The 16137-nt window shown below is 73.6% G+C and carries 14 protein-coding genes; 8 read left to right on the forward strand and 6 right to left on the reverse strand.

The genetic code is table 11. The features are described from left to right. The 3 genes from FB380_RS10685 to FB380_RS10695 are packed head-to-tail and all read right to left on the reverse strand — an operon-like array spanning position 1 to position 2446. Positions 1 to 603, reverse strand: a complete 603-nt coding sequence (locus FB380_RS10685; RefSeq protein WP_166755029.1) for a Maf family protein — start codon at positions 601 to 603, stop codon at positions 1 to 3. Next, on the reverse strand, positions 600 to 818 hold the full coding sequence (locus FB380_RS10690) for an acyl-CoA carboxylase subunit epsilon (RefSeq protein WP_166755030.1): 219 nt from the start codon (positions 816 to 818) through the stop codon (positions 600 to 602). The genes FB380_RS10685 and FB380_RS10690 overlap by 4 nt, the downstream gene beginning before the upstream one ends. Continuing rightward, positions 818 to 2446 carry an acyl-CoA carboxylase subunit beta gene (locus FB380_RS10695; protein ID WP_166755031.1) on the reverse strand — a complete coding sequence of 543 codons (1629 nt, stop codon included), beginning with the start codon at positions 2444 to 2446 and terminating at the stop codon, positions 818 to 820. Before FB380_RS10695 ends, FB380_RS10690 begins: the two co-directional genes overlap by 1 nt. Positions 2447 to 2466: 20 nt before the next feature. Between FB380_RS10695 and FB380_RS10700 the strand changes: the two genes are divergently transcribed. The 5 genes from FB380_RS10700 to FB380_RS25975 all read left to right on the forward strand — a co-directional run bounded on the left by FB380_RS10700 (position 2467) and on the right by FB380_RS25975 (position 9599). After that, complete coding sequence (locus tag FB380_RS10700) at positions 2467 to 3297, forward strand: biotin--[acetyl-CoA-carboxylase] ligase (protein ID WP_166755032.1); 831 nt, start codon at positions 2467 to 2469, stop codon at positions 3295 to 3297. A gap of 31 nt (positions 3298 to 3328) precedes the next feature. Next, complete coding sequence (locus FB380_RS10705; protein WP_166755033.1) at positions 3329 to 3880, forward strand: PH domain-containing protein; 552 nt, start codon at positions 3329 to 3331, stop codon at positions 3878 to 3880. Positions 3881 to 4032: 152 nt separating this feature from the next. Further along, positions 4033 to 5487 carry an acyltransferase family protein gene (locus FB380_RS10710; protein ID WP_268237748.1) on the forward strand — a complete coding sequence of 485 codons (1455 nt, stop codon included), beginning with the start codon at positions 4033 to 4035 and terminating at the stop codon, positions 5485 to 5487. A 9-nt stretch (positions 5488 to 5496) separates the two neighbouring features. Beyond that, entirely contained in the window at positions 5497 to 6642 is a 1146-nt protein-coding gene (locus FB380_RS10715) for an exonuclease SbcCD subunit D (RefSeq protein ID WP_166755035.1), read from the forward strand. Further along, positions 6639 to 9599 carry an AAA family ATPase gene (locus tag FB380_RS25975; protein ID WP_166755036.1) on the forward strand — a complete coding sequence of 987 codons (2961 nt, stop codon included), beginning with the start codon at positions 6639 to 6641 and terminating at the stop codon, positions 9597 to 9599. Before FB380_RS10715 ends, FB380_RS25975 begins: the two co-directional genes overlap by 4 nt. Positions 9600 to 9692: 93 nt before the next feature. Here the strand turns inward: FB380_RS25975 and FB380_RS10725 are convergent, their stop codons facing one another. From FB380_RS10725 to FB380_RS10735, 3 genes are read right to left on the reverse strand one after another with little or no spacing between them, the layout of a single operon-like run. Further along, a complete protein-coding gene (locus FB380_RS10725; protein WP_166755037.1) occupies positions 9693 to 10208 on the reverse strand; it encodes a GtrA family protein in 516 nt (171 codons plus the stop codon). A 59-nt stretch (positions 10209 to 10267) separates the two neighbouring features. Continuing rightward, positions 10268 to 12370, reverse strand: coding sequence for an LGFP repeat-containing protein (locus tag FB380_RS10730; RefSeq protein ID WP_166755038.1), 2103 nt, complete (start codon positions 12368 to 12370; stop codon positions 10268 to 10270). Next, positions 12367 to 12954 (reverse strand): hypothetical protein, encoded by a 588-nt coding sequence (locus tag FB380_RS10735; RefSeq protein WP_166755039.1) that lies wholly within the window; start codon positions 12952 to 12954, stop codon positions 12367 to 12369. Before FB380_RS10735 ends, FB380_RS10730 begins: the two co-directional genes overlap by 4 nt. Before the next feature lie 225 nt (positions 12955 to 13179). Here FB380_RS10735 and FB380_RS10740 point away from each other — a divergent pair, with 225 nt between their 5' ends. The 3 genes from FB380_RS10740 (at position 13180) to FB380_RS10750 (ending at position 16134) form a co-directional block, all read left to right on the forward strand. Next, a complete protein-coding gene (locus FB380_RS10740) occupies positions 13180 to 14403 on the forward strand; it encodes a 5-(carboxyamino)imidazole ribonucleotide synthase (protein ID WP_229682127.1) in 1224 nt (407 codons plus the stop codon). An 11-nt stretch (positions 14404 to 14414) separates the two neighbouring features. Continuing rightward, positions 14415 to 14915 carry a 5-(carboxyamino)imidazole ribonucleotide mutase gene (gene purE, locus FB380_RS10745; protein WP_166755040.1) on the forward strand — a complete coding sequence of 167 codons (501 nt, stop codon included), beginning with the start codon at positions 14415 to 14417 and terminating at the stop codon, positions 14913 to 14915. A 64-nt stretch (positions 14916 to 14979) separates the two neighbouring features. After that, on the forward strand, positions 14980 to 16134 hold the full coding sequence (locus FB380_RS10750; RefSeq protein ID WP_166755041.1) for an acyl-CoA dehydrogenase family protein: 1155 nt from the start codon (positions 14980 to 14982) through the stop codon (positions 16132 to 16134). Positions 16135 to 16137 lie beyond the last annotated feature (3 nt).

Here is a 16137-nt window from a genome sequence, read left to right on the forward strand (position 1 = left end):
TCAGCGTCGCCAGAGATCGGTGATCGCCAGGCCGAGCTTGGCGAGCTGGGTGCGCAGCAGCGGCATCGAGAGGCCGAGCACCGCGGACGGGTCGCCCTCGATCCGGCGGACGAACGGCGCACCCAGCCCGTCGAGGGTGAAGGCGCCGGCCACGCCGAGCGGTTCACCGGTGGCCAGGTAGGCCTCCAGCTCCTCCGGCGTCGGCGTGGCGAAGTGGACGACGGTGGAGGAGACGCCGACGTCCCGCTGGGCCACGCCGCCGTCCCGTACGTCGAAGACCGCCTGACCGGTGTGCAGGACGCCGCTGCGCCCGCCCATCCGCTGCCAGCGGCCCCGCGCGTCGGCGGTGTCGGACGGCTTGCCGAGCGCCTGGCCGCGGAACTCCAGTACCGAGTCGGCGCCGATCACCAGCGCGTCGGTCTGGTCCTTGGCGACCGCGGCGGCCTTGGCGGCGGCGAGCAGGGCGACCAGCTCGCCGACCCGGGGTGCGGTCACCGCCGTCTCGTCGACGCCGCTGACCACCACCTCCGGGTTCAGCCCCGCCTGGCGCATCAGCTGCAGGCGGGCGGGGGACTGCGAGGCGAGCACGAGCCGCCGGGTCATGACGCCCGCCCCGAGGCGCGCCAGCCACCCGGGCCGGCCAGCAGCGGCCGGCGCAGCACGTCGGCCCGCTCGGCCCAGGCCCCGACCGGGGTGGGACGCCGACGGGGGCGGCGCTGGGACAGGGCCGCGACGACGACGGTCAGCGCCGCCAGCTCCTCGGCGCTGGGCTTCCCGCGGACCACCTGCAGCAGTGAGGGCGTGGTCTGTTCGGTCATCACAGTGGGATGTTCCCGTGCTTCTTGGCGGGCAGCGTCTGGCGCTTGTTGGCCAGCAGCCGCAGTGCCCGGACGACGTGGACGCGGGTGTGCGACGGGGGGATCACCGCGTCGACGTACCCGCGGTCGGCGGCGATGTAGGGGTTGGCCAGCGTGTCCTCGTACTCGGTGACCAGCTCGGCGCGCAGCTGCTCCGGGTCCTCGGCCGCAGCCAGCTCCTTGCGGTAGAGGATGCCGACGGCTCCCTGGGCCCCGATCACCGCGATCTGCGCGGTCGGCCAGGCGAGGTTGACGTCGGCGCCCAGGTGCTTGGAGCCCATCACGTCGTACGCGCCGCCGTAGGCCTTGCGGGTGATGACCGTGATCTTGGGGACCGTCGCCTCGGCGTAGGCGTAGATCAGCTTGGCGCCCCGGCGGATGATCCCGTCCCACTCCTGCGAGGTGCCGGGCAGGAAGCCGGGGACGTCGACGAAGGTGAGCACCGGGATGTTGAAGGCGTCGCAGGTGCGCACGAACCGCGCGGCCTTCTCGCTGGCGTCGATGTCCAGGGTGCCGGCGAGCTGGGTGGGCTGGTTGGCCACCACGCCGACCGGGCGGCCCTCGACCCGGCCGAAACCGGTGAGGATGTTGGGACCCCACAGCGCCTGGACCTCGAGGAACTCGCCGTCGTCGAGGACGTGCTCGATGACGGTGTGCATGTCGTAGGGCGTGTTCGGCGAGTCCGGGATGAAGGTGTCCAGCTCGCGGTCGTCGTCGGTGAGCGCCTCGGGGAGGGCGATGTCGACCGGGGGGACCTCGACGGCCGGCAGCGGGTCGAGGTTGTTGCTCGGCAGGTGCGACAGCAGGGCCTTCACGTAGTCCAGCGCGTCGGCCTCGTCCTCGGCGAGGTAGTGCGCGACGCCGGACTTGGTGTTGTGGGTGCGGGCGCCGCCCAGCTCCTCCAGCGTCACGTCCTCGCCGGTCACCGTCTTCACCACGTCGGGGCCGGTGATGAACATCTGGCTGGTCCCGTCGACCATGACGATGAAGTCCGTCAGCGCGGGGGAGTAGACGTGGCCGCCGGCGGCGGCCCCCATCACCAGCGAGATCTGCGGGATGACCCCGGAGGCGTGCACGTTGCGCCGGAAGATCTCGGCGTAGAGACCGAGGGAGACCACGCCCTCCTGGATCCGGGCGCCACCGCCCTCGTTGATGCCGATGATGGGGCAGCCGTTGCGCATGGCCAGGTCGAGCACCTTGACGATCTTCTCGCCGTAGACCTCGCCGAGGCTGCCGCCGAACACGGTGACGTCCTGCGAGAAGACGCAGACCGGCCGGCCGTCGACCGTGCCGTACCCGGTGACGACGCCGTCCCCGAAGGGCCGCTTGGCGTCCATGCCGAAGTTGGCCGACCGGTGCCGGGCGAACTCGTCGAGCTCGGTGAACGAGCCCGGGTCCAGCAGCGCCTCGATCCGCTCCCGGGCGGTCATCTTGCCCGCGGCGTGCTGCTTCTCCACGGCGCGCTGCGACCCGGCGTGCGTGGCTTCCTCCACCCGCCGCTCGAAGTCGGCCAGCTTGCCGGCGGTGGTGTGCAGGTCGAGGTCGGCGGGGACGGGTCCTCCCGCGCTCTCCAGTTCGGCGGCACTCACAGCGCCGTAGCGTAGGTGACGTGCCCGACAACTCCCGCACCGCAGCTCCGCCCGCCGACCGGCCGGCCCTCGACGCCGCCGCGCTGACCGCCGCCCTCACCTCCGGCGGCGGCCTGTGGCGGGCGGTCGAGGTCGTCGAGGCGATCGGGTCGACGAACGCCGAGCTGGTCGCCCGGGCGGCCGACGGCGCCGCCGAGGGGCTGGTGCTGGTGGCCGAGCACCAGGTGGCCGGGCGGGGCCGGTTGGACCGCACCTGGACGTCGCCGCCGCGGGCGGGGCTGACGGTCTCGGTGCTGCTGCGCCCCGACGTCCCCGCGGCCCGGCGGGCCTGGCTGTCGCTGCTGACCGGGGTGGCGCTGGCCGAGGCGGTCGGGGAGGTCGCGGGCGTCCGCGCCTCGTTGAAGTGGCCGAACGACCTGCTCGCCGCCGACGGCCGGAAACTGGCGGGCATCCTGGCCGAGAGCTCGGGCAACGCCGTGGTGGTGGGCGTCGGGCTCAACGTCTCCACCCGCCCCGACGAGCTGCCCGACACCGGCACCTCGCTGGAGCTGGTGCGTGGCGAGCCGGTCGACCGGCCGGCGGTGCTGCTGACCTTCCTCCGCGCGCTGGAGCAGCGCTACGCCCGCTGGGTGGAGGTGCTCGGCGACCCGGTCTCCTCCGGGCTCGCCCAGGACTACCTCGCCTGGTGCAGCACGGTCGGCTCCGCCGTCACCGTGACGATGCCCGACGGCTCGGTGCTCGACGGGGTCGCCGAGGCGGTCGACTGGGACGGCCGGCTCGTCGTCCGCACCGACGCCGGGCTCCTGGAGCTCGCCTCCGGCGACGTGCGACACGTGCGGCCGAGCCGGTGACGCGCCCAGCCGGGTAGGTCATCCTGGCGGGGTGGCCTACCCCGACAAGGTGCTCGGTGCCGATGAAGAGGTCGAGCGCCACCTGCACCCGCACTGGCTGACCGTCTTCTGGCCGATCGTGGCGTTCCTGGTCCTCGTCGGCCTGGCCTCGTTCGGTGCCGCGATCGTGCCCGCGGGGGACCAGCAGGGGCTGTACCGGCTGGTCGTCGTGGGGGTCGCCGTCGTCCTCGCGGTGTTCCTGGTCGTCGCGCCCCTGCTGCGCTGGCGCACCACGCACTACGTGCTGACCACCCACCGGTTGCTGTACCGGGTCGGCATCCTGTCCCGACACGGCCGGGACATCGGCCTGTCCCGGATCACCGACGTCTCCTTCCGGCAGACCCTGTGGGAGCGGCTGGTCAACTCCGGCACCGTCTCGATCGAGACGGCGGGGGAGGGCGGCCCGACCGTGTTCCGGGCCGTCCCGGACAGCGAGGGGGTGCAGCAGCTGCTCAACCAGCTCGTCGAGGAGGACGCCGACCGGCGGGCGCGGGCCGGTGTTGGTCACCTGGGGGACCACTTCGGCCGCGGGGCGGCAGGGTGAGGCCAGTGGGACGCCTGTGGCTGCACTGTCGGCACCTGCCAATGACAACGGTGTAATTCGTGCGCCGTCGACTGAACGTGAGCACACAGCCCTATTAGCGTCACGAGCGAGGCAGGACGACATGGTCCGCCCGTCCGTGGTGGGGGAGCTCAGTGGCGACAACCGGAGAACGGGCCGGTCGGTCGGGGGACATCCGGTCCCTGACCGGGCTTCGTGCCGTGGCCGCGTGCTGGGTGATGCTGCTGCACCTGCAGACCATCTCCGGCCCCTATCTCGACCAGCTGCCCCTCGTCCGTCCGCTGATCGGCGCCGGCTGGACCGGGGTGGAGCTCTTCTTCGTGCTCAGCGGTTTCGTGATCACGCTGGGCTACCTGGACCGGGTCGGTGCCCGGCCGACGGCCCCGGTGGTGGGGCGGTTCCTCGTGAACCGGTTCGCCCGGGTCTGGCCGGCCTGGGCCGTGGTGACCGTGGTCGGTGGGGCCTGGGTGTGGAGCGTCCGGTCGGCCGGCTGGGACGCCGACGTGGTCAGCCCGCACCCGGACGCCGGGCTCGGGGCCCTGCTCCGGCAGCTCAGCATGACGCAGATGTGGGGCTACTCCGAGCTCGGTGGGTCGAGCTTCGTCCCGCCGGGCTGGTCGATCAGCGCCGAGTGGACGGCCTACCTGCTGTTCCCGCTCGCCGTCTGGCTCATCCGGCCTCTGCGCCGGCTGCCCGCCTGGCTGCTGATGGCAGCCGCCGTGGCCGTCATGTCGCCGCTGGCGGTGACCGCCTTCGTCCACGGGACGCCGGACCTCGAGCAGAGCTGGGTGCTGCGCATCGCGTGCGGCTTCACCGCGGGGATGTTCTCCGCCCTGGCGTACCGCCGCGTGCCCCGTACCGCGCGGACGGACTCGGCGGCGCTGGCAACGGTCTGGACCTGCGTGGCGCTCGCCCTCGCGGGGACGTCCTGGGCGGCGTGGGCCGTCTGGGAACGCGGTGCCGGTGTGTCGATCGACCACTACGGCGTCATCGTCGTGCTCTTCCCCCTCCTGGTCGTCGGTCTGTCGTTGACCGGCCGTGGTCCGGCGCGCTGGCTGGGCAGTGCCCCGATGGTCTACGGCGGCAAGCTCTCCTACTGCCTCTACCTGGTCCACTTCCTCGTGCTCGACGTCGCGCTCACCGTCTGGTGGCAGGACCCGGCCGCCCGCGGGGTCGTCAACCCGGGTCTCGTGCTCGCCGTCCCTGGCCTCGTCCTGGTATCGCTCCTCGCCAGTGCCGCTCTGCACCACGGTGTCGAGGAGCCCGGCCGGCGCCTGGTCCTGCAGCTGCAGGAGCGCCTCGCACCCGCCCCGCGGCGGGTGTCGGCGCCCACCACCGCCGAGGTGCCACGGTCGCCGCACGCGCTGCTGCCGGTGCCCCGCGCCGGCGTGCGTGAGCCGGGCACGCCCGCCCTTGCTGCCCGGCGACCCGCCGGCCCGGGCACCGGCCCGGGACCGTCCCCTGCCCCGCTGACGCCCGACCGCACCGCCCACCCGGGCCACCGGGCGGCCCTGCCGGTGCACCCCTCCACCGGTCGGCACGCCCGAGCGACGGGGCGCACGCGAGAAACCGTCCGGACCCCCCTCTAGCTTGGTCCCATGCGGCTGCTGCACACCTCCGACTGGCACATCGGCCGGTCCTTGCACGGCACCGACCTGCTGGCCGAGCAGGAGGCGGTGCTCAGCGGGCTGGCCGACGTGGTGGTCGCCGAGTCCGTCGACGTGGTGGTCGTCGCCGGGGACGTCTACGACCGGGCCGTGCCCGCCGCAGACGCCACCGGCGTCCTGGACCGGGTGCTCATGCGACTGCGCCGTGCGGGAGCCGACGTCGTGCTGACCCCCGGCAACCACGACTCGGCCCGGCGGCTGGCGTTCGGGGCGGGGCTGATGGCCCGGTCCGGGGTGCACGTGCGAGCGCTGACGCCGGCCCTCGACGAGCCGGTGCTGCTGTCCGACCAGCACGGCGACGTCGCGGTCTACGGGCTGCCCTACCTGGAGCCGGAGGTGGCCCGGCACGAGTTGGGGCTGACCGAGGGCCGCAGCCACGCGGCAGTGCTCGGCGCAGCGATGGACCGTGTCCGTGCCGACCTCTTGCTGCGTCCCGGTGTCCGGTCCGTCGTGCTGGCGCACGCCTTCGTCGGCGGCGGTGTCCCCAGCGACAGCGAGCGGGACATCTGCGTGGGCGGCGTCGACCTGGTACCGGCCGCGGTCTTCGACGGGGTCGACTACGTGGCGCTGGGGCACCTCCACCGGCCACAGTCGCTCAGCGACCGGGTCCGGTACAGCGGCTCCCCGCTGGCCTACTCCTTCGGCGAGGCCGGCCAGCGCAAGCAGGCCTGGCTGGTCGACCTGGACGCCGCCGGGCTCGCCGGCGTCCGTGCCGTGCAACTGCCGGCCCCCCGGCAGCTGACCGTGCTGCGCGGAGAGCTGGCCGAGCTGCTCGCGGACCCGCGCCACGGCCCCGTCGAGGAGCACTTCGTCTCCGTCCAGCTCACCGACGCCGTCCGCCCGGTCGACCCCATGCGCCGGCTGCGAGGCCGGTTCCCCCACTGCGTGCACCTGGAGTGGGCTGGCGGCGGTCCAGCGGCCGACGTCCGCAGCTACACCGAGCGGCTCTCCGGCCGCGGCGACCTGGAGATCGTGGGGGAGTTCGTCGACCACGTCCGCGGCGTCGCGGCGACCGCCGACGAGCGCGAACTGCTCGGTCGGGCGCTGGCCGCCGCGGCGCGTGAGGAGGCGTCGTGAGAGTGCACCGGCTCGCCCTCACGGCCTTCGGTCCCTTTGTCGAACGGGTGGCGGTCGACCTCGACGGCCTGGGCCGGGACGGGCTGTTCCTGCTGTGGGGGCCGACCGGGGCAGGCAAGACGACGCTGCTCGACGCCGTCGTCTACGCGCTCTACGGCACCGTCCCCGGTGCACGCGGAGAGGAGAGACGGCTGCGCAGCGACCACGCTGCCCACGACATCCGGACCGAGGTGGAGTGCGAGGTCACCCTCGGAGGTGAGCGCCTGCTGGTCACCCGGCGGCCGGAGCAGCAGCGTCCCAAGAAGAGGGGCGCCGGCTCGACCACCGAGCAGGCGCGCCTCATCGTGCAACGCCTCACCGACGGGGGGTGGGAGCCGGTCAGCACCCGCATCGACGAGGGATCCGAGCACCTGCGGAACCGGCTCGGGCTCTCCGCCGAGCAGTTCTGCCAAGTGGTGCTGCTGCCGCAGGGCGACTTCGCCCGTTTCCTGCGGGCCGAGCCCGAGGACCGGGGGCGGCTCCTGCGCTCGCTCTTCGACGTCGGCCGTTTCGCCCGGGTGGAGGCCTGGCTGGACGACCGACGTCGGGCCGCGCGCGCCGACCTGGACGAGGCGAGGATGCGGGCCAGCACGATGCTGGCCAGGGTCGCCCAGGTCGCTGACGTCGAGGTCCCCGAGGAGCTCGCCCCCGAGCTCGTCGGCGCGGCCGCACCGTCGCACGCCGGTGCCTGGGTGCGTCGGGTGCGCGCCGGGGCCGGAGATCAGCTGGCCCATCGGGAGGAGGAGGCGGCGACCGCCGCCGACGAGGTGGTCCGTGTCGACGCCGCCCTCGCCGCCGCCCGCGTCGAGGAGGAGCGGCACGCCCGACGGGACCGAGCGCGGACAGAGCTGGCGAAGCTGGAGGCCGAGGCGCAGGCGCTGGTGCCCCTGCGCGCCACGTTGGACGCCGGCGACCGGGCGGAGCCGGTCCGGGACGTCCTGGAGACCGCTGGCCGCGCTGCCCTGACGGCCGAAGCCGCGCACGCGGCCCTGGAGTCGGTCCGCGAGGCGTGGTCGGAGATCTCCCACGGGCGGACGGCGGACACGCTGCTGGCCCGCTCACTGCGGGACGACATGGCTGCGCTGCGTGCCCTGCTCCCGGAGGTCGACCGCGCCACGGAACTCGCCCGGGTCGTGGCGGGTGCCGCCGTGCAGGTCGAGTCACTCGCCGAGCGCTGCGCCGCCGACGATGCCGCGGCTGGGCAGTGGCCTTCCCGCGTGGCCCGGCAGGAGGCCGTGGTCGCTGCCGCGGCAGAGGCCGAGGCACGGCTCCCGGGCGTGACTGCCACCCTCGAGGCGGCTCGGGCCGCGCTCGCCGCCGCCCGGGGCGCCGAGGAGCTGGGCGCCCGGGCCGCGGATCAGCGGGTGGCGAGCGCCGAGGCGCGCGAGGCCTGGCTGGACGCCCGTGAGCTCTGGGGTGACGTGCGCGGACGGCGGCTGGACGGGATGGCCGCCGAACTGGCGGCCGGGCTGATCAGCGGTGCGGACTGCCCGGTCTGCGGTTCTGTGGAGCACCCCCGGCCGGCCCGGGATGAGGGGCCGCTGGTCACGCAGGCGGACGAGGACGCTGCTCGGGCGGTGGTCGACCGGGAGGAGGCCCGGTCGGTGACAGCCCAGCGTGCCCTCGAGGACACCGAACGCGAGCTGGCTGTGCTCCGTGCCCAGGCGGGGCTGGCGCCGCTCCCGGAGCTCGACCAGGCCGCCGCCGAGGCGACCACGGCCGAGCAGGCGGTGCGTGCGGCGGCGCGCGAGCTGCCGAACGCCCGGCGGGAGCTGGGCGCCCTCGTGGCGGCCCGCGACGCCGCCGCCGACGCCCAGGCCGCCGCCCGTGAGGAGATGGTCCGGCGGCGCGCCGAGCTCAGCGCTGCCGAGGAGGCGCTGGCGGATGTGCGGCAACGTCTGGCCGCGGCCCTCGGTGAGGACGCGGACCTGCCCGCGCGGATCCGGCGGCTCACCATCGAGGCCGAGCGCTGCGAGGCGCTGGTGGGGGCCCAGGTCGAGGAGCTGCGCACCCGGACCTCCGCCGATGCTGCCCGTCGGCACGCCGAGGAGAGAGTGGTCAGCGCAGGGTTCGACGACCTGCTGGATGCGGCCGACGCGCTGCTGGACCACGGCCGGGCGGCCGCGATCCGGCGACGGGTCACCGAGCACGACCTGCAGTGGTCGGTGGTCACGGCGACCCTGGCCGGGCCGGAGCTCGCCGACCTCGCCCCCCGGCCGGACCTCTCGACGCTGACCGACTCGTGCCGGTCGGCCACGACGGTGCGCGAGCAGGCGGTGGCCGCCCTCGCGGAGGCGCGACGGCGGGTCACCGCGCTCGACGAGCTCAGCGCCGACCTCACGGAGGTGGAGGTGGAGCTGGACCAGCGACGAGCTGTGGCGGAGCAGGTGTCCACCCTGGCCGATCTGGTGAACGGCCGTGGCGCCAACACCCTGCGGATGCGGCTGCAGTCCTTCGTCCTGGCAGCGCGGCTGGAACAGGTCGCCGAGGTGGCCAGCCGGCGGTTGCGCGACATGTCCGGCGGGCGCTACACGTTCCTCCACAGCGACGCCCAGGGCCGGCACGGGGCCCGGGGCGGCCTGGGGCTCGACGTCCTGGACGAGTACACCGGTGTACGCCGCCCGACCAAGACGCTGTCGGGCGGGGAGAGCTTCATGGCGTCCCTGGCGCTGGCGCTGGGGCTCGCCGACGTGGTGACCGCCGAGAGCGGAGGAGTCCAGATCGACACCCTCTTCGTCGACGAGGGGTTCGGCACCCTCGACCCCCGTGCCCTGGACGCGGTGATGGCCGTCCTCGACGAGCTGCGCCGCGGCGGCCGGATCGTCGGGGTGATCAGCCACGTGGAGGAGCTGCGGACCCGCATCCCGAGTCGACTGGAAGTGCTCTCCGGCCGGGACGGCTCGCGGCTGGCCAGCTGAGGCAGGGCCGACGATGGGGTGGGCGGCCGCTGCGGTGGTTCGGCGCCGGCCGGCACACCGTCGGTCGGCGAGGCGCAGAGGCGGTCCCGGGGCTCAGCTGGCGACGGGCGCCGCGGCAGCGTCGAGGCCGACCTCGCCGCCTGGGTCGGTGTCAGCGCGCTCGTCCGTGGGCGCGAGGAACACCCACCGGCGATACCCCAGGTAGCGGACGACGGTGCCGAGCACGATCGACCCGACGTTGGCCACCTGGAGCACCAGGGCGCCGTCCTGACCCAGCGGGTAACGGACCACCGCCACGACAGCGAGTCCGAGCAGCAGGGTCACCCCGTTGATCGCGGCGAACACCACGTACTCACGGGCGACGCCCGAGCGCCGGCGGTGCGCGAACGACCAGTGCCGGTGACCCAGGTAGGCCGCGGTCATGGACACCAGGGTGGCGAGCAGGTTCGACGTGACCGCCCCGACTCCCAGGTGGGCGTAGAGCAGCTGGAAACAGCCGATCTGGATCAGGAAGCACACCGCACCGACGACTCCGAAGGCGCTGAGCTCCTTGACCACCAGTCGTCCGCGGGTCCCGAGCCGGGCCACCAGCGAGCGGAAGGAGGGCACCTGCCGAGTGTAGGTACCGCTGGACGGGTGCCGCCGTCCGAGGGGCGGCACCCGTCCAGTCAGCGGAAGGTCACCTCCCCGGTGGCCGCGGTGTACGTCGCGGTGCCCCCGGTGAAAACCTGCGCCAGACCTGTGGCGGTCTTCCTCGGCTCCGACTTCGGGTAGCCCCAGCGCCCGGTCTCGTACCCCTGGGAGGCCCAGGCGTCCATGATCACACCGCTGACGGAGTGGGCGCCGGTCGCCGGGGTGTAGTAGATCGAACCGCCGGTGAAGGTCTCGAAGCACCCACCGCGGGCGAGGCCGCAGTACTCGTCGCTGGTCGGGTACCCCAGGCGCCCGCCCTCCCAGCCGTGCGCTCCCCACCGTTCGAAGATGCCGCCCCGCACCAGGTGCGCGCCGGTGTCCGCCGTCCAGTAGAGGTATCCACCCTGGAAGGGCTGGAAGCAGCCGCCGCCGGTGAGCCCGCAGTAGGTGTCGCCCACTGGGTATCCCAGCGGACCGGCTTCGTAGCGGCGTGCGGCCCAGCCCTCCAGGACCTCACCGGTGACCGCGTGCGGACCGGTGGAGGAACTGCGGTACAGCGAACCGTTCTCGAACGTCTGGAAACAACCGCCCGAGCGGAGGCCGCAGTACTCGGCATCGGTCGGGTACCCGAGGATGCCGTTGGCCGAGCCCAGGTCCGACCAGCGGGTGCGGAAGACCCCCCGGGTGACCTGCGAACCCGTTGCCGGGGTGTGGTGGACCATCCCGCCCTGGAACCGCTGGAAGCACCCGGACTCCGCCAGACCGCACCGGGTGGAGTTCGTCGGGTAGCCGAGGGCCCCGCCCTCGTACCCGACGGTCGCCCAGCCGGTACGGATGTCCGGCAGGACGACCTGCGCCTCGGTGCGCGGACTCCAGTAGATCGAGCCCTTCTGGAACTCGCTGAAGCAGCCACCGCCGGGCAGACCGCAGTTCTCGTCGCTGGTCGGGAAACCGAGTGTCCCGTTCTCGTAGCCCTCGGCGGCCCAGCGGTCGCGGATCCCGCCGCGCACGAGGTACGCCGTGGCCGTGGGGCTCGTGGCGTACAGGGAGCCGCCCTGGAACTGCTGGAAGCAAGCGCCTCCGGCCAGTCCGCACCAGGTGTCCGAGGTCGGGTACCCGAGGGTGCCGGTCTCCCACCGGAGCAGGCCCCAGCGGTGCCGGATGCTGTCGGTGACGACATGGGCACCGGTGCGGGGTGACCAGTAGATGGCGCCACGCGCAAACTGCTGGAAGCACCCCCCACCCGTCAGGCCGCAGACGAACGTCGTGGCGGGCGCACCGAGCGGGCCGTCGGCGCCACCGGCCTCCTGGTACCTGAGATAGATCGCACCCCCGCCCTGGGACTGCGTGGACCCGAACCAGTCGGTGAAGTAGTTCCAGAAGTTGCGGTTGCCGTAGGAGGAGCAGCTGTCGCCCTCGCGGTACCCGGCGGCCAGTGCGGCGGCGTTGGGCTGGTATGGGGTGTAGCTGTACAGGCCGGCGGTCGCCTTGTTCGAGATGTACACCATCGACGACCCGCACCGAGTGAGGTCAGGGTGGTAGTGGACCTTGTTGTCCCGGCCGGCCCGGTAGCTGCCGGCCACCCCGGCCGCGTACCGCTGGAACTGGCGCGCCGCGAAGTAGACCTGACTGACGAAGCCGGAGAAGGCCGGGTTGCAGGCGGAGGTGTCCGGGCAGGCGAAGCCGGTCGCCTTCGTGTACCTCGTCGCGCTGGGCCTCGTGCCGGTGACCAGCCCCTGCTCCTTCTGGAGGAGGACGAGGAGCACGCGCGGGTTGACGCGGCAGGCAGCGCCGATCTTGACGAGGATCGAGGCGGCGGTCTCGTTGGCCGCACCCCGGTAGGTGGAACAGTAGGCGTCGCCGGACTGGTCGGCGGTGTTCTGCCGGTAGTCCTTCAGGCACGGCATCTCACCGGCGACGCACGCGGCGCCCTTGGTGGAGAGGAACGTCTGCACCGCGCCACGGTCCATCGCGAGCCCGTCGAAGAACACCGCGTCGGAGATGATGTTGCCGGCGTCGAAGTACCGGAGGTCGGCCGCCTGCGCAGTGCTGGCCGGGGTGGTCCCGGCGCCGGGCAGGGCGAGCGCGGTGGCGACCAGTGCGAAGACGGTCAGCAGCCGTACGACGGCGCGGCTCACGGGACGGCCACCGTCACCGGGGTGGACCGGCCCGACGCGCTCGCGGACTCGTAGGCGACCACGGCCTGCCAGCTGCCCGGGGCCAGCTCGGCGCCGGGGACGGCCATGGTCGGGCAGCTGGTCGACGAGGCATCCGGCTCAGCCGTCACCTCGGTCGTGGCCGTGGCCGAGCCCGAGGTCAGGGTGAGCGTGCACCTGCCGCCGGACTCGACCACGCCGGCCACGTAGGCCCCCAGCTCGACCGCGGCAGTGTCGTCGACCCAGCCGGAGTAGGTGACGACCACCGTCGCGGGGTCCGCGTCCTCCGTGCCGGGCGATGCGCTGTCAGGGCCCTGGGTGTCGAGGGGTGTCCGGGGCTCGTCGGGCACTGCGGTGACCGGTGCATCCGTGGCGACGTCGGTCGGGTCGGGCAGTGAGGGGTCGACCGGGGTGCCGTAGGTCCCCGGCGCCGCCGTCGCCGCAGCCGAGGCCGCCGCCTCCGGGGCGGTCCTCTGGGTCCCACCGGCACCGGATGCGGAGCTGCACCCGGCCGTCGTCGTGAGCAGTGCTGCGCCGAGCGCGATCGCCCGCCATCCGTGTCGCATCTACATCCCTCGCGTCTGCCTGGAGGCCCGGCGACAGGAGCCGGTCGGGCCCCCCAGCTCAAGCCGTGGCCACGCAGGAGGGTGGCACGCGCACAATCCGTAACCGGGAACTCGACACGGCGGCCGTCACCCGTGGGGCGGGAGGACGCGCGTGTGACGCGGGAGGTGTCGATGGGCCACGAGAGGCGGGACGTCCGGCCTTGGGTGATCACTAGGCTGGACTCGATGGCCACCTCCCTGCCCCCGCACGCGTCGCTGCACCCTGCCACCGGACTCCCCGTCGTGGCGATGGTCGGTGGCGGGCAGCTCTCCCGGATGACCCACCAGGCGGCGATCGCGCTGGGCCAGTCGCTGCGGGTGCTGGCCGCCGACCCGGCCGAGTCCGCCGCCCTCGTGGCCGCCGACGTCCAGCTCGGCGACCACAACCAGCTCGCCGATCTCCGGCGCTTCGCCGAGGGCGCCACCGTGGTCACCTTCGACCACGAGCACGTGCCCACCGAGCACCTGCGGGCGCTGGAGGACGACGGTCACCGGGTCGCCCCCGGCCCCGCCGCCCTGGTGCACGCGCAGGACAAGCTGGTGCTCCGCCGGGCACTCGCCGACGCCGGGGAGCCGCAGCCGGCCTGGGCCGAGGTCCGCACGGTGCACGAGGTGACCGCCTTCGCCGACGGCGTCGGCTGGCCGGTCGTGCTGAAGACCCCCCGCGGCGGCTACGACGGCAAGGGCGTGTTCGTGGTCTCCGGCCCCGACCAGGTCGCCGATCTCCTCGAGCAGCACGGCACGCTGCTCGCCGAGGAGCGGGTGGCCATGGTCCGCGAGCTGTCGGCGCAGGTCGCCCGGTCCCCGTTCGGCCAGGTCGCGGCCTGGCCGGTGGTCGAGACGATCCAACGGGACGGCGTCTGCAACGAGGTGCTCGCCCCGGCGCCCGGCCTATCCGAGGAGCGGGCCACCGCCGCCCAAGAGCTCGCCGTCCGGATCGCGGACCGGCTGGGCGTGGTCGGCATGCTGGCGGTGGAGCTGTTCGAGACCGCGGACGGCGTGCTGGTCAACGAGCTGGCCATGCGCCCGCACAACTCCGGGCACTGGACCATCGAAGGCGCCCGGACCAGCCAGTTCGAGCAGCACCTGCGCGCCGTCCTGGACTACCCGCTCGGCGCGACGGCGATGACCGCGCCGGTGGTCGTCATGGCCAACGTGCTCGGCGGCGCCACCGCGGACGACGACTGGGCCGGGCCGGGGCTGGACGAGCGGGTGCACCACCTGATGGCGCACTGGCCCGACGTGAAGCTGCACTGGTACGGCAAGGGCCAGCGGCGGGGCCGCAAGCTCGGGCACGTCACCGCGCTCGGGGAGGAACTGGCCGAGGTGCGCGCCCGCGCGGTGGCCGCCGCCCGCTACCTGGCCGACGGCGTGGTCGACCCCGCGTTCGCCTTCGACACCGAGCACTGAGGAGCCACCCGGTGAGTGACCCGATCGTCGGCATCGTCATGGGCAGCGACTCCGACTGGCCGACGATGGAGCCCGCCGCCCAGGCGCTGACCGAGTTCGACGTCCCGTGGGAGGCGCACGTCCTCTCCGCGCACCGCACGCCGCGGCGCATGCTCGACTACGCCGAGGCAGCCGCCGGGCGGGGCCTGCGGGTGCTGATCGCCGGAGCCGGGGGAGCAGCGCACCTGCCCGGGATGGTCGCCGCCGCGACACCGCTGCCGGTGATCGGGGTGCCCCGGCCGCTGGATTGCCTCGACGGGCTGGACAGCCTGCTGTCCATCGTGCAGATGCCGGCCGGGGTGCCGGTGGCAACGGTGTCGATCGGCGGCGGGCGCAACGCCGGCCTGCTCGCGGTGCGCATCCTGGCCGCCGGCGACCACCGGCTGCGCGCTGCCGTGGAGCGGTTCCAGGCCGACCTGGCGGCGTCGGTCGTCGCCCGTGACGACGCGCTGCAGCAGCGGATCGCCCCCTGATCGATCCCCCGGCGGTGGGGTGCGTCGCTTCCGCGGGGAGCCTGGCCGGGCTTAGCATCTACTGGTGGGTAACAACGCTGCGCCGTACGCGCTGACCGAGGAGCACGAGGCGATCCGGGAGGCGGTCCGCGAGATCGCCGAACGGGAGATCGCCCCCTTCGCCGCGGAGGTGGACGCCGAGTCCCGCTACCCGGTGGAGGCCCAGAAGGCGCTCACCGCGGCCGGGTTCCACGCCACGCACCTGCCGGAGGCCTACGGCGGCGAGGGTGCCGACGCGATCGCCACCTGCATCGTCATCGAGGAGGTCGCCCGGGTCGACGTCAGCGCCTCGCTGATCCCGGCGGTCAACAAGCTGGGCTCGGTGCCGGTGATGCTCTCGGCGTCGGAGGACCTCAAGCAGCGGGTGCTGCCCTCGATCGCCGCCGGCGACGCGATGATCAGCTACGGGCTCTCCGAGCGGGAGGCCGGCTCCGACGCGGCGGCGATGCGGACCCGGGCGCGGCTCGAGGGCGACAGCTGGGTGCTCAACGGCACCAAGGCCTGGATCACCAACGCCAGCGTCTCCGAGTGGTTCACGGTCATGGCCGTCACCGACCCGGAGAAGGGTGCGAACGGCATCTCCGCGTTCGTCGTGCACCGCGACGACCCGGGCTTCGCCGTGGGGCCCAAGGAGAAGAAGATGGGCATCAAGGGCTCGCCGACCTGCGAGCTGTACTTCACCGACTGCACCATCCCCGCCGACCGGGTCGTCGGCGAGCCGGGCACCGGGTTCAAGACGGCCCTGCGGACCCTGGACTTCACCCGGCCGACGATCGGGGCCCAGGCCGTCGGCGTCGCCCAGGGCGCGCTGGACGCCGCGATCGCCTACACCAAGGAGCGCCGTCAGTTCGGCTCCGCGGTCAGCGACTTCCAGGGCGTGCAGTTCATGCTCGCCGACATGGACATGAAGATCCAGGCCGCCCGGCACCTGGTGTACGTGGCCGCGGCCGCTGGTGAGCAGGGGAGCCCGGACGTCACCCGGGTCTCCGCGGCGGCCAAGGCCTTCGCCTCTGACACCGCCATGCAGGTCACCACCGACGCCGTCCAGCTGTTCGGTGGGGCCGGCTACACGCAGGACTTCCCGGTCGAGCGGATGATGCGCGACGCCAAGATCACCCAGATCTACGAGGGCACCAACCAGGTGCAGCGCATGGTGATCGCCCGCAGCCTGCTGCGCTGACCA

It is taken from the genome of Modestobacter marinus, assembly GCF_011758655.1.
GTDB lineage: Bacteria > Actinomycetota > Actinomycetes > Mycobacteriales > Geodermatophilaceae > Modestobacter > Modestobacter marinus.